The 15,990-nt window shown below is 71.9% G+C and carries 13 protein-coding genes; 7 read left to right on the top strand and 6 right to left on the bottom strand.

All coding sequences use genetic code 11. The annotated features are described in order from the left end of the window. Position 1 precedes the first annotated feature (1 nt). Both pheT and LCC91_RS07110 read left to right on the top strand, forming a co-directional pair. Positions 2 to 2,419 (top strand): phenylalanine--tRNA ligase subunit beta, encoded by a 2,418-nt coding sequence (pheT, locus tag LCC91_RS07115; protein WP_043700575.1) that lies wholly within the window; start codon positions 2 to 4, stop codon positions 2,417 to 2,419. A gap of 46 nt (positions 2,420 to 2,465) precedes the next feature. Beyond that, positions 2,466 to 2,825, top strand: a complete 360-nt coding sequence (locus tag LCC91_RS07110; protein ID WP_043700576.1) for an integration host factor subunit alpha — start codon at positions 2,466 to 2,468, stop codon at positions 2,823 to 2,825. On the opposite strand, the gene LCC91_RS07105 is transcribed toward LCC91_RS07110, so the two are convergent. Continuing rightward, positions 2,773 to 3,675 carry a DMT family transporter gene (locus LCC91_RS07105; RefSeq protein WP_043700578.1) on the bottom strand — a complete coding sequence of 301 codons (903 nt, stop codon included), beginning with the start codon at positions 3,673 to 3,675 and terminating at the stop codon, positions 2,773 to 2,775. The genes LCC91_RS07110 and LCC91_RS07105 overlap by 53 nt on opposite strands. A gap of 224 nt (positions 3,676 to 3,899) precedes the next feature. Here LCC91_RS07105 and LCC91_RS07100 point away from each other — a divergent pair, with 224 nt between their 5' ends. The 3 genes from LCC91_RS07100 to LCC91_RS07090 are packed head-to-tail and all read left to right on the top strand — an operon-like array spanning position 3,900 to position 7,837. After that, entirely contained in the window at positions 3,900 to 5,300 is a 1,401-nt protein-coding gene (locus tag LCC91_RS07100; protein WP_043700580.1) for a phosphomannomutase/phosphoglucomutase, read from the top strand. Positions 5,301 to 5,337: 37 nt separating this feature from the next. After that, entirely contained in the window at positions 5,338 to 6,411 is a 1,074-nt protein-coding gene (locus LCC91_RS07095; protein WP_224440880.1) for a glycosyltransferase family 4 protein, read from the top strand. 55 nt (positions 6,412 to 6,466) lie between these two features. Continuing rightward, on the top strand, positions 6,467 to 7,837 hold the full coding sequence (locus LCC91_RS07090; RefSeq protein ID WP_052231533.1) for a 3-deoxy-D-manno-octulosonic acid transferase: 1,371 nt from the start codon (positions 6,467 to 6,469) through the stop codon (positions 7,835 to 7,837). Here LCC91_RS07090 and LCC91_RS07085 read toward each other — a convergent pair. The 5 genes from LCC91_RS07085 to LCC91_RS07065 form a co-directional block, all read right to left on the bottom strand. Then, complete coding sequence (locus LCC91_RS07085) at positions 7,812 to 9,191, bottom strand: TolC family outer membrane protein (RefSeq protein ID WP_082007553.1); 1,380 nt, start codon at positions 9,189 to 9,191, stop codon at positions 7,812 to 7,814. The genes LCC91_RS07090 and LCC91_RS07085 overlap by 26 nt on opposite strands. Before the next feature lie 74 nt (positions 9,192 to 9,265). Then, positions 9,266 to 9,616 (bottom strand): rhodanese-like domain-containing protein, encoded by a 351-nt coding sequence (locus LCC91_RS07080; protein ID WP_043700583.1) that lies wholly within the window; start codon positions 9,614 to 9,616, stop codon positions 9,266 to 9,268. An 11-nt stretch (positions 9,617 to 9,627) separates the two neighbouring features. Then, on the bottom strand, positions 9,628 to 10,320 hold the full coding sequence (locus tag LCC91_RS07075; protein ID WP_043700585.1) for a protein-L-isoaspartate O-methyltransferase family protein: 693 nt from the start codon (positions 10,318 to 10,320) through the stop codon (positions 9,628 to 9,630). Between the two features lie 179 nt (positions 10,321 to 10,499). After that, a complete protein-coding gene (gene mutS / locus LCC91_RS07070) occupies positions 10,500 to 13,178 on the bottom strand; it encodes a DNA mismatch repair protein MutS (RefSeq protein ID WP_052231530.1) in 2,679 nt (892 codons plus the stop codon). Positions 13,179 to 13,194: 16 nt separating this feature from the next. After that, on the bottom strand, positions 13,195 to 14,172 hold the full coding sequence (locus tag LCC91_RS07065) for an inositol monophosphatase family protein (protein WP_043700590.1): 978 nt from the start codon (positions 14,170 to 14,172) through the stop codon (positions 13,195 to 13,197). A 94-nt stretch (positions 14,173 to 14,266) separates the two neighbouring features. Between LCC91_RS07065 and LCC91_RS07060 the strand changes: the two genes are divergently transcribed. Both LCC91_RS07060 and cysE read left to right on the top strand, forming a co-directional pair. Then, a complete protein-coding gene (locus tag LCC91_RS07060; protein WP_143897423.1) occupies positions 14,267 to 15,106 on the top strand; it encodes an RNA methyltransferase in 840 nt (279 codons plus the stop codon). Positions 15,107 to 15,177: 71 nt separating this feature from the next. Beyond that, entirely contained in the window at positions 15,178 to 15,948 is a 771-nt protein-coding gene (gene cysE / locus LCC91_RS07055) for a serine O-acetyltransferase (protein ID WP_058616161.1), read from the top strand. Positions 15,949 to 15,990 lie beyond the last annotated feature (42 nt).

Genomic DNA, 15,990 nt, shown 5'->3' with positions numbered 1-15,990 from the left:
GATGCAATTTCCCGAATCCTGGCTGCGAACGTTTTGCAACCCCGCGCTGGACAGCCAGCAGCTCGCCGACCTGCTGACGATGGCGGGGCTGGAGGTGGAGGAGGTGGCCCCGGTGGCGCCACCGTTCCACCGGGTGGTGGTGGGGGAGATCCTCAGCGCCGAACAGCACCCCAACGCCGACCGGCTGCGCGTGTGCCGCGTGGATGTGGGGCAGGGCGAGCCGCTGCAGATCGTCTGCGGCGCGCCCAATGCGCGCGCGGGCATTCGCGTGCCGTGTGCGCTGGTGGGCGCGGTGCTGCCGCCCGGTGACGATGGCAAGCCGTTCGAGATCCGCGTCGGCAAGCTGCGCGGCGTCGAGAGCCACGGCATGCTGTGCTCGGCGCGCGAGCTGCGCCTGTCCGACGACCACGGTGGCCTGCTGGAGCTGCCGGGTAACGCGCCCATCGGGCGTGACCTCCGCGAGGTGCTGGCGCTGGACGATCGGCTGTTCACGCTCAAGCTCACGCCCAACCTCGCGCACTGCCTGAGCGTGTACGGGGTGGCGCGCGAGGTGGCGGCGCTCACCGGCGCGCCGCTCGTCACGCCCACCATCACCCCGGTTGCGCCGCGCATCGCGGACGTGCTGCCGGTGCGCATCGACGCCCCGGACCTGTGCGGGCGCTTTACCGGCCGCGTCATCCGCGGCATCGACCCGACGGCCAAGACGCCGGACTGGATGGTGCAGCGCCTGGCGCGCTGCGGGCAGCGCAGCATCTCGGCGCTGGTCGATATCTCCAACTACGTGATGTTCGAGCTGGGGCGGCCGTCGCACATCTTCGACCTCGACAAGATCCACGGCGGGCTGCAGGTGCGTTGGGCGCGCGCGGGCGAGACGCTCAAGCTGCTCAACGGCCAGACGGTGACGCTGGACGAGACCGTGGGTGTGATCACCGATGCGCAGGGCGTGGAGTCGCTCGCGGGCATCATGGGCGGCGAGGCGACCGCGGTGTCGGACGAAACGCGCAACGTCTACGTCGAGGCGGCTTTCTGGTGGCCGCGCGCGATCGCGGGCCGTTCGCGGCGCTTCAATTTCAGCACCGACGCGGGCCACCGCTTCGAGCGCGGGGTCGACCCCAGCACGACGCGCGAGCACGTCGAGCGCATCACGCAGCTGATCCTCGAGATTTGCGGTGGCGAGGCCGGCCCGGTGGATGACCACATCGTCAACGTGCCGCAGCCGCAGCCGGTGACGCTGCGCGTCGAGCGCGCCGCGCGCGTGATCGGCATGCCGCTGACGCAGGCGCAGTGCGCCGAGCCGCTGCGCCGCCTGGGCCTGGCGGTGACCGAGGGCGACGGCACGCTGACGGTCACGCCGCCGCCGTACCGCTTCGACCTGCAGATCGAGGAAGACCTGATCGAAGAGGTGGCGCGCGTCATCGGCTACGACCGCCTGCCCGATGCGCCGCCGCTGGCCCCGGTGGTGCCGCGCGTGCGGCCGGAGGCGCAACGCTCCCCCCACGCGCTGCGGCGGCAGCTGGCGCAACTGGGCTACCAGGAAACCATCAATTTCAGCTTCGTCGAGGAGCGCTGGGAGCGCGACTACGCGGGCAACGCCGACCCGATTAGGCTGCTCAACCCGATCGCGAGCCACCTGAGCGTGATGCGCTCCAGCCTGATCGGCAGCCTGCTCGCGGCGCTGAAATACAACACCGACCGGCGCGTGCCGCGCGCGCGGCTGTTCGAAATCGGCCGCGTGTTCCGGCGCGATCCGTCGGTGCCGGACAGCGATACGACCGTGGCCGGCATCGAGCAGCCGCGGCGCGTCGCGGGGCTGGCGTGGGGCGACGAGGCCATGCTGCAGTGGGGCGTGCCCGCGCGCCCGGTGGACTTCTACGACGTCAAGGGGGACGTGGAGGCGCTGCTCGCCCCGCGCCGCGCCACCTTCGAGCCCGCGCAACACCCGGCGCTGCACCCGGGGCGCTGCGCGCGCGTGCTGCTCGATGGCAAGCCGATCGGCGTCATCGGCGAGCTGCACCCGCGCTGGCGGCAGGCGGAGGGCTGGACGCACGCGCCGGTGCTGTTCGAGCTGGATCTGGACGCGGTGCTCGCTCGCCCGGTGCTGCAGGCGCAGCCGGTGGGACGCCACCAGCCGGTGCAGCGCGATATCGCCGTCGTGGTCGCCGAAGCGGTCACGCACGCGCAGCTGATGGCCGCGATCACGGCAGTCGACCAGCCGTGGTTGCGCGACGCGGTGCTGTTCGACGTCTACCGCCCGAAGGCCGGTGGCGCGGCGGGCCTCGCCGACGGTGAAAAGAGCCTGGCGGTGCGCCTGACGCTGGAGCGCGACGATGCGACGCTGACCGACGCGGAGATCGACGCCGTCGTACAGGCGGTGCTGGCGTCGCTGCAGCGGAGGCTCGGCGCACGGTTGCGCACGTGACGCCGGGGGCGCCCGCCGCGGCGGGCGCCCCTGCTACGATTGCGCCATGGCCACGCGCAAACCCCCCACGGACACCGGCACCGCCGACGCGGCGGGCACCCTGACGAAGGCCGAGCTGGCCGAGCGGCTGTACGAGCGCATCGGCTTCGCCAAGCGCGAATCCAAGGACATCGTCGACGCGTTTTTCGAGCTGATCGCGGAGCGCCTGATCGCGGGCGAGGAGGTGCGCATCGCGGGCTTCGGCCAGTTTCAGGTACGCGACAAGTCCCCCCGGCCGGGGCGCAACCCGCGCACCGGGGAGCTGGTGCCGATCGAGGCGCGGCGCGTCGTGACCTTCCACGCCAGCCCCAAGCTCAAGGCCGCGTTGCAGGGCGATAGCGAAGCCGCAGGCGAGCCGGATCGATGACACCGGTGGCGAGCGCCACCCCCACCAGAATCACCGCCCCGCACCCCACCATCCACGGCGTGATCGCCTCGCCCAGCAGCAGCGCGCCGTACGCGATCGCGAACACCGGGATCAGAAACGTGACCGTCAGGGTCTTGGCGGGGCCGGCCGCCTCGATCAGGCGAAAGTACAGCAGGTACGCCAATGCCGTGCACAGCACGCCGGCGGCGATCACGGCCGCCCAGGCCGACCACGGGGCCGGCTGGGCGGGCCAGCTCCACCACGTCGGCAGCAGCAGCCCCAGCGTCGCCCCGAACTGGCTGCCGGTCGCGGTGGCCATCGGCGGGATGCCCATCAGGTAACGCTTCGTATAGCTGGCGGCGATCGCGTACAGCGTCGTGGCGGCGAGGCACGCGAGCACGGCCCAGCCGGTGCCCCCGGGGGTGAAGCTCGCCTTGTTCCACGACAGCAGCACGACCCCGAGAAAGCCGAGCGCCAGCCCCAGCGCGCGCCAGCGCCCCGGGCGCTCGCCCAGCCACGCCCACGCGACCAGTGCGCCGAACAGCGGCACGGTGGCGTTGAGGATCGCGGTCAGCCCGGTGCTGATCGACAGCACCGCGTACGCGAACAGGCCGAACGGAATGCCGGCGTTGAGCAGCCCGACGAAGAGGATGCGGCCCGCGTGGTCGCGCAGCGCCCGCCAGTGCCCGCTGGCGATCAGTATCGGCAGCAGGACGACGCTCGCGACCGCAACGCGCAGCCCCGCCGTGGCCAGCGGCCCGAACGCCACCGCCGCCTGGCGCATGAACAGGAACGACGCGCCCCACAGGGCGGCCAACAACACGAATTCAGCAGCGAGCTTCGGCGACATGCGTTCGGGGGGCGGGAGCGGATGGGCGGGCCAGCGGCGACACATGGGCGGTTCGGTACCCCCGCGCCGCGCGCGCCGGCGGTGAACGGGTGCCCCTGGCGCCGCGGGTCGTCCCCAAGCGGGCGGGGCACTGGCCGTGGGCGACGGGGGAGGGCCGGCGCCAACGAGGCCGCATGATAGCCCCTCTACAATCGGCGCACTGTCACACAGCCGACCTCCCGACGATGACCGAGACCCTCCACCGCCCATTCCCCGCGCACGCGTTCAAGGCCTACGACATCCGCGGCGTGGTCCCGGATGTGATCGACGAGGCGTTTGCCCGTGCGCTCGGGCGGGCCTTCGGGGCGCGGGCGCTGGCGGCAGGGGAAACGGTGGTGGCCGTGGGCCGTGACGGGCGTCTGAGCAGCCCGGCGCTGGCTGCCGTGCTGATCGACGGGTTGGCGGATGCGGGCGTCGACGTCCTCGACATCGGCATGGTCACGACGCCGATGCTCTATTACGCCGCGGCGACGCACTGCCGCAGCGGCATCCAGGTCACTGGCAGCCACAACCCCAAGCACCACAACGGCTTCAAGATGGTGCTGGGCGGACAGGCCATCTACGGCGACGAGATCCAGGCGCTACGCGCGGCGATGGAGGCGGGTGCGGCCCCCGTGGCGGTGCGCGGCACGGTGCGGTCGATCGACATCCAGCCCGAGTACATCGCGCGCATCGTCGGCGACGTGCGGCTGGCGCGGCCGCTCAAGCTCGTCATCGACTGCGGCAACGGTGTCACCGGGGCCAGCGCACCGGATCTGTTCCGGGCGCTGGGGTGTGAGGTGACGGTGCTCTATGGCGAGGTGGACGGTGAGTTTCCGAACCACCATCCCGACCCGTCCAAGCCGGAGAACCTGTGCGACCTCATCGACGCGCTGCGGCGGACCGGCGCCGACCTGGGCTTTGCCTTCGACGGCGACGGCGACCGCCTCGGGGTGGTGACGCCCAGTGGTCAGAATATCTTTCCGGATCGGCAGATGATGCTGTTCGCGGCCGACGTGCTCACCCGCGTGCCCGGCGGCACCATCGTCTTTGACGTCAAGTGCAGCCAGCGCTTGCCGCAGGCGATCCGCGCGGCCGGGGGCGTGCCGCTGATGCACCGCACGGGCCATTCGCTCATCAAAGCCAAGATGCGCGAGGTGGGGGCCCCGCTCGGCGGCGAGATGAGCGGGCACATCTTTTTTCAGGAGCGCTGGTACGGGTTCGACGACGGCAGCTACGCCGGCGCGCGGTTGCTGGAAATCCTCAGCCGCCATGCCGACCCCGGCGCGGTGCTCGACGCGTTACCGACCAGCCACGCCACGCCCGAGCTCAACGTCGCCTGCGCCGAGGGCGAGCCGCACCGCGTCGTGGCCGAGTTGCAGCGCATCGCGCACTTCGATGCGCCGGCGCAGGTGTGCACGGTGGATGGCCTGCGCGTCGACTGGCCCGATGGTTTCGGGCTGATCCGCGCGTCCAACACCACGCCGGTGCTGGTGCTGCGCTTCGAGGGGCAGACGCCCGAGGCGCTGCAGCGCATCCAGGCGGCGATGCTGACCCTGCTGCGCCGCGTCAAGCCCGACGCGGTCGTCGGCGATGCCGCGCACTGACGGCGCATCGGCAAAGCCCGTGACCCCTGAATCCCCCGTGAACGCCACCGTGCTGACCCCCGACCCCGATCCGGAGGTCATCGTCTTCAACCTCAAGCGCCGCTACACCGGGGTGTCGGCGACGGTCAATGCGCTCGTGCCGCTGCAGGCCCGGCAGTGGCGGCTGGCGTATTGCGGCACGCCGCTGCCACATGGCATGCCGGGCATGACGCTGCGCGAGGCGATCGCGTTGTCGCGCCGGCCGCCGGCGGGGCGACCGTTTCGGATCTGGCACGTGCGGCGCGACCATGAGATGGCTGCGGGCCTGTGGGCACGCGACGTCTTGCGCTTGCCGATCCGGCTGGTGTTCACCTCGGCCGCGCAGCACCGCCACGGCTGGTTCCCGCGCTGGCTGATCAGCCGCATGGACGCGGTGATCGCGACGACACCGAAGGCGGCGAGCTTCGTGCCCAACACCACCGCGGTGGTGCCGCACGGTATCGACCTCGCGCGCTTCAGTCCGCCGCCGGACAAGCTTGCCGCGTGGGCCGACAGCGGGCTGCCCGGGCGCTACGGGATCGGTGTGTTCGGGCGCGTGCGGCCCGACAAGGGCACCGACGTTTTCGTGGACGCAATGATCGCGGCGCTGCCGCACCTGCCGGAGGTGACGGCGGTGATCGCGGGCCTGGCGCAGCCGCAGCACCAGGCGTATCAGCGCGAGCTGCAGGCGCGTATCGACGCGGCGGGCCTGCACGAGCGCATCCGCTTCCTCGGCGAGATCCCGGCCGCGGAGGTGCACCGCTGGTACCAGCGCTGCCTGGTGTGTGTGGCGTGCCCGCGCTATGAGCCGTTTGGCCTGACGCCGTTCGAGGCGGCGGCCACCGGCTGCGCGGTGATCTGCTCGCGCACCGGCGCGTTCGAGGAGCTGGTGCAGCCCGGTGTCAACGGCGCGCTGGTCGACACCGGCGACGCGGTGGGGCTGGCACAGGCGGTGCGCGTGGTGCTGGCCGACCCGGTCGCGGCGGTGCGCATGGGCGAGGCGGCGCGTGCGCGCGTGGTCGAGCATTTCTCGCTGGAGCGCGAGGCCGCTGGCATCGGGGCCGTGTACGAGCGGTTGTTCCGTGGCGACTGAGCCATTGACGCGGGGGTGGGCCGAGCGGCTCGCGCTCGGTGTGTATGGGGCCGCGATGACCGCGCTGCAGCCGCTGCTGCGGCGCAAGCTCGCGCGGCGTGGCGTGGCCGAGCCGGGGTACCGGGAGGCCATCGAGGAGCGGTTCGGCCGTTACGACAGTGCGCCGTCGTCGGGGTGGCTGTGGGTGCACGCGGTCTCGCTGGGCGAGACGCGCGCGGCGGCGCTGTGGCTCGCCCCGCTGCGCGCGGCGCGGCCGGACATCCGCGTGCTCTGGACGCACGGCACCGCCACCGGCCGCGCCGAAGGGGCGCGCCACCTGCGGCCCGGGGACGTGCAAGTGTGGCTGCCGTGGGACGCGCCGGGGCCGGTGCGACGGTTTCTGGCGCATTTCCGCCCGCGGCTGGGGGTGCTGATGGAGACCGAGGTGTGGCCGGGGCTGGTCGCCGGCTGCCGGGCGGCGGGGGTGCCGCTGCTGCTCGCCAACGCGCGGCTCAACGAACGGTCGTGGCGGCGGGCGCAGCGGCTGCGCTGGCTGTCGCGCCCCGCCTACGCGGGCTTGTCCGGGGTGCTGGCGCAGACCGTGGCCGACGCCGAACGGCTGCGCGACCTCGGGGCGCCGGTCGATCCGCCGGCCGGGGCGGTGATCGGCAATGTCAAGTTCGACGTGCCGTGGCACCCGCAACCTTGGTCCGCCGGGCGGGCGTGGCGGCAGGCGTGGCAGCGCGCGACGGCGACGCCCGATGCCCCCATGGGGCGGCCGGTGCTGATGCTGGCCAGCAGCCGCGAGGGGGAGGAGGCCGCATGGTCCGCCGCTTGGTCAGACGTGTGCGCTTCCCCTTCGGAGGCGCCGGGCGGGCCGGACGATTCGGGTGCGGCCGTCCCCGGAGGACGCCCGCTGTGGCTGGTGGTGCCGCGCCACCCGCAGCGCTTCGACGCGGTGGCGGAACAGCTGCGCGCGGCCGGCTGGCGTGTGGTGCGTCGCAGCGCCCTGGGGGCGCTCGACGCGGAGCCGGTCTGGCCCGCGCCGGCGCTGGACGCCGACGTGCTGCTCGGCGACACGCTCGGCGAGATGCCGTGGTACTACGCGCTGGCCGATGTGGCGTTGCTGGGTGGCAGTTTCGCACCGCTCGGGGGGCAAAACCTGATCGAAGCGGCGGCGTGCGAGTGCCCGGTCGTGATGGGCCCGCACACGTTCAACTTCGCGCACGCGGCGCAGGCCGCGCAAGCGCACGGCGCCGCGGTGCGCGCGCCCGACATGGCGGCCGCCATCGGGCAGGCGCTGGCGTGGCTGTCGGCGCCGGATGCGTTGGCCGCGGCGCGCGCGGGGTGCCAGTCGCTGCTGGCCGAACACGCCGGCGCGGCCCAGCGCTGCGCCGACGCGGTGCTGCGCTGGTGGGACGTCAGCGCGGCTGCAACAGCGCGTTGATCGGCTGGATGTCCTCGGCCTTCAGCACGCCGGCGGCCTGACGCAGGCGCAGTCCGCCCACCAGCACGTCGTAGCGGGCCTTGGCGAGCTGGGCCTTGGTCTGGTAGAGCTGGCTCTGCGCGTTGAGCACGTCGATATTGATGCGCACGCCGACCTGGTAGCCGAGCTGGTTGGCCTCCAGGGCGCTCTGGCTCGACGCTTCCGCGGCTTCCAGCGCGCGCACCTGGCCCAGCCCCGAGCGCACACCAAAAAAAGCGGCGCGCGTGGCCTGGCTCACGGCGCGCAGCGCGCCTTCGACGTCGTTGCGCGCCTTGTCTTCCAGCGCGACGGTTTCCTTGACGCGGTTGTCCAGCGCCCCGCCGGTGTAGAGCGGCAGGTTGAACTGCACGCCGATGCTGGCCGTCTGGTTGCGCAGGTAGCCGGGCATGGCGGCGACCGACGACGGGGCGCGAGCCCATTGGTACTGCGCCACGGCATCGAGCGTCGGCCCCTTGGCGGCTTCCGCTTTGCGCACTTCGAGCCGGGCGATGTCCAGCGCTGCCTGCGCCGCGCGCACACTCGGGTGCTCGGCGGTCGCACGGCGGACCCAAGCGTCGACGTCATCCGGGGTCGGCGCCGGCAGGGTAACGGGGGCGGGCAGCCGCCACGGCTCGGTGCCGGTCTTGCCCACCAGTTGGTCCAGCGCCAGCTTCTTCACGCGCAGGTCGTTTTCGGCGGCGATTTCCTGCGCGACGACGAGGTCGAAACGCGCCTGCGCCTCGCGCGTGTCGGTGATCGTGGCGGTGCCGACCTCGAAGTTGCGCTGGGCGGCGGCGAGCTGCTCGCTGACCGCGGCTTTTTGCGCGCGCACGAAGGTCAGCGTGTCCTCCGCGCCCAGCACGTCGAAGTACGCCTGCGACACGCGCACGATCAGGTCCTGCTCGGCCGCCTGCAGCTGCGCCTCGGCCGCCGCGAGCGAGCGCTCGGCCTGCTCGACTTCCAGTCGGTTGCCGGGTCGGTACAGCGGGTGCGACGCGCCGAGTTTGAACGTCTGATTGTTGAACGTGTCGTCCAGCGCGCCACCGGGCGCGGAGCTGTCGCGGCGATTCACGAACGCTTCGGCCGACAGCCCGACGGTGGGCAGCACGCGCGAGCGGGCCTGCTCGGCCTTGGCGCGGTTGGCCTCGAACTGGGCCTTGGCGGCCAGGTACGCGGCGTCATACCCCTGTGCGGCCTCCAGCAGTGCCTGCAGGCTCTGCGCCTGGGCGCCGGCGGAACCGAGCGACAACAGCGCGGCGAACCACACCGGGTGCCACGCCCCCTTCACACGATGACCCAAAGCATGGCCCAGAGAAGACGAGACGGGTGACAGCATGGTGAACGTTCCCTCGCGTGATCGATACAGTCGGGAGTATATGACGGGTCGCCGGAACGTGCAGGGCCACCGACTCAGTACTGGGGGATCGACGGATCGACCTCGGCCGACCAGGCATGGATGCCGCCGGCGATATTGACCACGTCCGGATACCCCTGGCGGTGCAGGAAGTGCGCGACCTGGGCGCTGCGCCCCCCGTGGTGACACAGACAGGCGATCGGTCGGTCCGCGGGCAGCTCGGCCAGCCGCATCGGGATGGTGGCCATCGGGATGTGGCGCAACTCGAAGCCGTCCGGGCGCACGCTCGCGGTGCGGACTTCCCACGGCTCGCGCACGTCGAGCACGATCGGTTCGGCGTCCGGGTGTTCGGCGCGGCATTGGCGCAGCCAGTCGGCCAACTGCGCCGGGCGGATGTGGGGTACCATCGCGTGATCGCTCAGAAGCGGAAGGGGGACGGCTGCGGGAAATGGCGCAGCCGCGGGATGACGATGTCCCACGGCTCGACGCTGTGGTAGCTGGCCTCGCCGGTGCGCTCGATGAGTGTCGCGCGCATGATGGGTTCGTCGCCGACGACGGCAAACAGCCGACCGCCGACGCGCAGCAGCTCCAGCAGGTCCGTGGGCACCTCGGCCACCGAGCCGCTGAGCACGATCACATCGTAGGGCGCGTCGTCGGCGCAGGGGGCGAAGCGCGCCGTGGTGGCGTCGGCCGTCTTGACCCGCACGTTGTCGATGCCTGCGCGGGCCAGGTTGGCGCGCGCCATGTCAGCGAGCGCGGGGTTGATCTCCAGCGTCAGCACGCGGCGCGCGAGCCGCCCCATCAGCGCCGCCATGTAGCCGGAGCCCGCGCCGATCTCGAGCACGTTGTCCGTGGGTTTGAGCGCGAGGTCCTGCAGGATGCGCGCCTCGACCTTCGGCGCTAGCATGCACTCGCCCTCGACCGGCGGCTGCGTGAGCGGAATCTCCAGGTCGGACAACGCCAACGCCTGATAGGCAGCGGGCACGAAGGCTTCGCGCTTGACCTGACCCAGCAGCGCCAGCACCGTGGCGTCGAGCACCTCCCACGGGCGGATCTGCTGCTCGATCATGTTGAAGCGGGCTTTTTCGAAATCGAACCCAGCGGCGCTCATGCCATACTCCTCGTGGTATCAAAAGTGGCAATCCGGGGCATTTTACCGGAGCGCGTCTGCGTGAATCGTCGCCCATTGGCCCGGTGGGGGCAGGAAACGTCGCGCCGGCCGATCGGCCCCGGTGGCCCCGATCGGCCAAGGGGGGCCGCCTGCGGGAGCCGGTGTGGCGCCCCCGCACTTCAACCCGGCCCCAGCAACCCGCGCAGCCGGTACAGCGCCTCCAGCGCCTCGCGCGGGCTCATCGCGTCCGGGTCCAGCTCGGCGAGCCGTTGCAGCACAGGGTGTTTGTCCGCCGCCGTCGGCTCGGGCTCCGGCGCGGCGGCAAACAGGTCGATCTGCTGCTGGGCGCGCAGCGATTCGGCCTCGAGCTGTGCCAGCGTGTGGCGCGCCTGGTGGACGACCGCCGCCGGCACCCCCGCCAGGCGCGCGACCTGCACGCCGTAGCTGCGGCTCGCCGGCCCCGGCTCGATCTGGTGCAGAAAGACGATGTAGCGCCCCTTGCCCTCGACGGCGCTCACGTGCACGTTGACCGCACCCGGGTGCTGGGCGGGGAATTGCGTCAGCTCGAAGTAGTGCGTGGCAAACAGCGTGAAGGCGCGCACCTTGTCGTGCAGGTGCGTCGCGATCGCCCCGGCGAGCGCCAGCCCGTCGAAGGTGGAGGTGCCGCGCCCGATTTCGTCCATCAGCACGAGCGAGTGCTCCGTGGCCTGGTGCAGGATCTGCGCCGCCTCGGTCATCTCCAGCATGAAGGTCGATTGCGCGTTGGCCAGATCGTCCGCCGCGCCGATGCGGGTGTGGATGGCGTCGATCGGCCCGAGGCGGCAGCTTTGCGCGGGGACGTAGCTGCCGATGCTGGCCAGCAGCACGATCAGCGCCACCTGCCGCATGTAGGTGGACTTGCCGCCCATGTTGGGGCCGGTGATGATCTGCATGCGCGTGCGCGCGTCGAGCACCGTGTCGTTGGGGATGAAGGGGCCCGCGCCCGTTTCCTGCAGCCGGGCTTCGACCACGGGATGGCGGCCTTGGCGGATTTCGATGCGCGGCTCCGGCACGAACGTGGGCGCGTTCCACTGCAGCGTCAGCGACCGCTCCGCCAGTGCGGCCAGCACGTCCAGCGTCGCCAGCGCCTTGGCCAGTGTGGCGAGCGCCGGCACGTGCGGTTGCAGTTCGTCGAGCAGTCGCTCGTAGAGCCACTTTTCGCGTGCCAGCGCGCGTTCCTGGGCGCTGAGCGCCTTGTCCTCGAAGGCCTTCAGCTCGGGCGTGATGAAGCGCTCGGCGTTTTTCAGCGTCTGGCGGCGGCGGTAGTCGTCCGGCACCTTGTCGAGCTGGCCCTGCGTGACCTCGATGTAGAACCCGTGCACCTTGTTGTACTGCACGCGCAGGTTGGCGATGCCCGTGCGGGCGCGTTCGCGCGCTTCCAGTTCCAGCAGAAACGCGTCGGCGTTGGCCTGGATCGCGCGCAGCTCGTCGAGCTCCGCGTCGTATCCGGGGGCGATCACGCCGCCGTCGCGGATCAGGGCCGCCGGTTCGGGCAGCAGCGCGCGCGACAACAGCTCGGCGACCGCGGTGGGCGGGCGCAGATCGGTGGCGAGTCGCCCCAGCAGGCCGTCCGGCGCCGGCGCGGGCGGCAGGGCCGCGACCGCCTCGGCCAACGTGTGTGCGCGCTGTAGCGTCTGCACCAGGCCGGCCAGTTCGCGCGGGCGCGCCTGCCGCAGCGCGATGCGGGCGGCGAGCCGCTCCACGTCGCTCACGCCGCGCAGCATGCGCCGCAGCGCCTCCGGGCCGTGCTCGCGCAACACGCCGATGGCGGCCAGCCGCTCGCGCGCAATGGCGCGGTCGCGCGGCGGCTCCAGCAGCCAGCGCCGCAGCAGCCGGCTGCCCATGCCCGTCGCGCAGGTGTCCAGCAGCGACAGCAGCGTCGGGGCGGGTTCGCCGCGCAACGTCTGCGTCAGCTCCAGGTTGCGGCGCGTGGTCGCGGGCAGCTCGATCCACTCCTGCGGGCGCACCACCCGCAGCGCGCGCACGTGGCCCAGGCGCTGCCCCTGTGTGTGCTCGGCATAGTCCAGCAGGGCGGAGGCCGCCGCGTGCGCCTCCGGCAGATCCTGCGCGCCCCAGCCCGCCAGCGTCGCCGCCTGCAATTGATCGCACAGCTTGCGCTGGCCCAGCGTGGCGTCGAAGGCCCAGGCGGGCCGCACGGTCAGCGCCGGGCGCACCGGCGCGGCGACCTGTTCCAGCCAGCCGCGCAGCTCGGCCTCCGCCACCGGGGCCAGATCGCCGCCGTGCAGGACTTCGCTGGGGCCGATACGCTGCAGCCAGCCGCGCAGCGCCGCCCAGTCGCACTCGGCCAGGTGCACCGTGCCTTCCGTGACCGCCAGCCACGCCAGCCCGCAGCGCCGCCGCGCCCCCACGTGCAGCGCGAGCAGCACCGCGTCGGCCTTGTCGGCGAGCAGCTCGCCATCGGTGAGCGTGCCGGGCGTGACGATGCGCACGACCTGCCGTTCCACCGGCCCCTTGGCGGTGGCGACGTCGCCCACCTGCTCGCAGATCGCCACCGACTCGCCCAGGCGGATCAGGCGCGCCAGGTAGGTCTCCACCGAGTGCACCGGCACGCCCGCCATCACCACCGGCGCGCCGGCCGACTGCCCGCGCGTGGTCAGCGTGATGTCGAGCAGCCGCGCCGCCTTGTGCGCGTCGTCGTAGAACAGCTCGTAAAAATCCCCCATGCGGTAAAACACCAGCGTGTGGGGGTATTCCGCCTTGATGCGCAGATACTGCTGCATCATCGGCGTGTGGGCCTCCAGCGGGGCCGGCGGCGTACCGCTGGGTGCGAGGGCGTCCGCAGGGGGCGTCGTCGCCATCGTCAGCGCGACCCGCTCACCACGGCGCGTCGGCCAGCCCGGCGGTGCCCGAGGGGCGCTGCGTGCCGCGGGCCGCGTCGGCTGCCGCAGGGGACGGATCGGTCACTGTGCCATGGTCTTCCGCGCCTTGACCGGCTGAACCATCGCCCGCCGCGCCGTCACGCGTGGTCTTCTCGCTCGCCGGGGCGAACTTGCTGTACTTGCCGAGCAGCCCGACGAGCTGGCCGTAGATGCGCGGGTTGGCGGCGAGGCATTCTTTCTGTTCGAGGAAATCGGCCTCGCCGGTGAAGTTGCCGATCAGGCCGCCCGCTTCCGTGACCAGCAGCGCGCCGGCCGCGACGTCCCAGGGGCTCAGGCCCATTTCGAAGAAGCCGTCGCTGAAGCCCGCAGCGACATACGCCAGATCGAGCGCCGCCGAGCCCGGGCGGCGGAGGCCCGCCACGCGCGGCATGACCTCGCCGAACATGCGCAGATAGGTCTGGAACGCGTCACCGGGGCGGAACGGAAAGCCGGTGCTGAGCAGGCAGTCCGCCAGCCGGGTGCGCTTGGCCACGCGGATGCGCCGGTCGTTGAGATAAGCGCCGCGCCCCTTGCTCGCGGTGAAGAGGTCGTTGCGCGTGGGGTCGTAGATGACCGCCTGGTCGAGCTTGCCGTCCACCATCAGCGCGATGCTGACACAGTAGACCGGAAAGCCGTGGATGAAGTTGGTCGTGCCATCGAGCGGGTCGATGATCCACGTGTACGACCGCCCTTTGCCCTTGCCGTCGCGGCGGCCGGACTCTTCCGCCCAGATGCCGTGATCCGGGTAGGCGCCCAGCAGCGTGTCGATGATCGCCGCCTCCGCCGCGTGGTCGACCTCGGTGACGAAGTCGTTGGTCTGCTTGGCGCCGACGCGCAGCGCATCGAGGTCGAGCGAGGCGCGGTTGATGAGGGCGCCGGCGGCGCGCGCGGCCTTGATGGCCACGTTGAGCATGGGGTGGAGGTGGGCGGTCATGGATTGTGGGCAAGAGCAAGCGGGGGCTGCGCGATGGCAGCGACAATAGCGAGATTGTACCGGTCGCCCTCTATTTCACCAAACCGACCAAACCGTGGAGTCCGCCGTCCCGACACGCTTCGTGCTGATCGAGCCCAGCCATGCCGGCAACGTGGGTGCGGTGGCGCGCGCGCTCAAGGTCATGGGGTTCGACGATCTGGTGCTGGTGCGGCCGCGTTGGCCCGATGTGCTGCAGTGCCCCGAGGCGGTGGACCGGGCCAGCGGCGCCACCGACGTGCTGGCACGCGCCCGCGTGGTGGCGACGCTGGACGAGGCGCTCGACGGCATGGGCTATGTGTGCGCGACGGCGATGACGCCGCGCGACTTCGGCCCGCCCACCGCGGCGCCGCGCGAGCACTTGGCGGCGCTGGCGCCGCGGGCGCGTGCCGGTGCCGTGGGCGGGGTGGCCTTCCTGTTCGGGCCGGAGCGCTATGGCATGGCCAACGCCGATGTGTACCGCTGCCACGTCTGTCTGCGTATCCCGACGGCACCGGCATACGGGTCGCTGAACCTGGCGGCGGCGGTGCAGCTGATCGCCTACGAGTGGCGGCAGGCACTGGGCGGGTTCGAGATGGGCGGTCGCACGGGCGAGCGTCGCGATGGCGAGGTCTGCACAGGTGAGGTCCGTGATGGAGCGGGCTGCAATGGAAGGATCCGCCGCCGTGCGCCGTCTGCCGCCGATGCACCGGCGGACGCGCCCACCGTGTCGGCGATGCTCGCCCACTGGGAGGAGGCCCTCATCGCCGTGGGCTTTCTCGACCCCGCAGCGCCGAAAAAGCTGATGCCGCGGTTGCGACAGTTGTTCTTGCGTGCGGCCCCGACGATGGCCGAAATCCACATCCTGCGCGGGGTGGCGCGCGCGATGATCGAGGCCGCCCGCGGTGGCAGGCGCTAGACTCCATCCTCTTCGTCGCTGCGCGTGGGCCCCGGTCTGGTGGGGTCTGCCCGCCCGAGCCGCTTTTCGACATGCTGCAACGCCTCAAAGCCGATATCGACGCCATCCTGGAGCGTGACCCCGCGGCGCGCTCGCGCTGGGAGGTGCTCACGTGTTATCCGGGGCTGCACGCGATCTGGCTGCACCGGGTGGCGCACGCGTTGTGGCGGCGAGGATGGCGCTGGCTGGCGCGGTGGATTTCGCACTGGAACCGCTGGCTCACGGGCATCGAAATCCACCCCGGCGCGCGCATCGGCGAGCGGGTGTTCATCGACCACGGGATGGGGGTCGTGATCGGCGAGACGGCCGAGGTCGGCGACGGCTGCACGATCTACCACGGCGTGACGCTGGGGGGCACGTCGCTGTACAAAGGCACCAAGCGCCACCCGACCCTGGGGCGCGACGTGATCGTCGGCGCCGGGGCCAAGGTGCTGGGCGGGTTCACGGTGGGCGATGGCGCCAAGATCGGCAGCAACGCCGTCGTCACCAAACCGGTGCCGGCCGGCGCGACCGCGGTGGGCAACCCGGCGCGCATCATCGTCGCCGACGCCGACGAAAAACGCGAGGCCGCCGCGGCGAAGATGGGCTTCTCCGCCTACGGCGTGACGCAGAACGACGACCCGCTGAGCCAGGCGATGCGCGGGCTGATCGACAACGCCGCGGCGCACGAGCACCAGATCGCGCTGCTGTGGCAGGCGATCGAGAAGCTCGCCTGCGCGCAGCGCGGCGCCTGCCTGCCGAGCGACGCGGCCAAGACCGAGCACTTCGAGGCCGAGCGGCTCAACCAGCTCATCGGCAAGTGAGCGGCACGCCGTGTGCGCCGCGGGCCGTCGGGTGTCGGTCGC

Source organism: Tepidimonas taiwanensis, from assembly GCF_020162115.1.
Lineage (GTDB): Bacteria > Pseudomonadota > Gammaproteobacteria > Burkholderiales > Burkholderiaceae_C > Tepidimonas > Tepidimonas taiwanensis.
This window is presented reverse-complemented; position numbering and strand designations above follow the sequence as displayed.

Coding starts and splice junctions, on each gene's coding strand:
- LCC91_RS07065 (WP_043700590.1), bottom strand. CDS start 14,172: ATGACCGCCCACCTCCACCCCATGCTCAACGTGGCCATCAAGGCCGCG.
- LCC91_RS07110 (WP_043700576.1), top strand. CDS start 2,466: ATGGCCACGCGCAAACCCCCCACGGACACCGGCACCGCCGACGCGGCG.
- mutS (WP_052231530.1), bottom strand. CDS start 13,178: ATGGCGACGACGCCCCCTGCGGACGCCCTCGCACCCAGCGGTACGCCG.
- LCC91_RS07085 (WP_082007553.1), bottom strand. CDS start 9,191: ATGCTGTCACCCGTCTCGTCTTCTCTGGGCCATGCTTTGGGTCATCGT.
- LCC91_RS07075 (WP_043700585.1), bottom strand. CDS start 10,320: ATGAGCGCCGCTGGGTTCGATTTCGAAAAAGCCCGCTTCAACATGATC.
- LCC91_RS07100 (WP_043700580.1), top strand. CDS start 3,900: ATGACCGAGACCCTCCACCGCCCATTCCCCGCGCACGCGTTCAAGGCC.
- LCC91_RS07105 (WP_043700578.1), bottom strand. CDS start 3,675: ATGTCGCCGAAGCTCGCTGCTGAATTCGTGTTGTTGGCCGCCCTGTGG.
- pheT (WP_043700575.1), top strand. CDS start 2: ATGCAATTTCCCGAATCCTGGCTGCGAACGTTTTGCAACCCCGCGCTG.
- LCC91_RS07080 (WP_043700583.1), bottom strand. CDS start 9,616: ATGGTACCCCACATCCGCCCGGCGCAGTTGGCCGACTGGCTGCGCCAA.
- cysE (WP_058616161.1), top strand. CDS start 15,178: ATGCTGCAACGCCTCAAAGCCGATATCGACGCCATCCTGGAGCGTGAC.
- LCC91_RS07090 (WP_052231533.1), top strand. CDS start 6,467: ATGACCGCGCTGCAGCCGCTGCTGCGGCGCAAGCTCGCGCGGCGTGGC.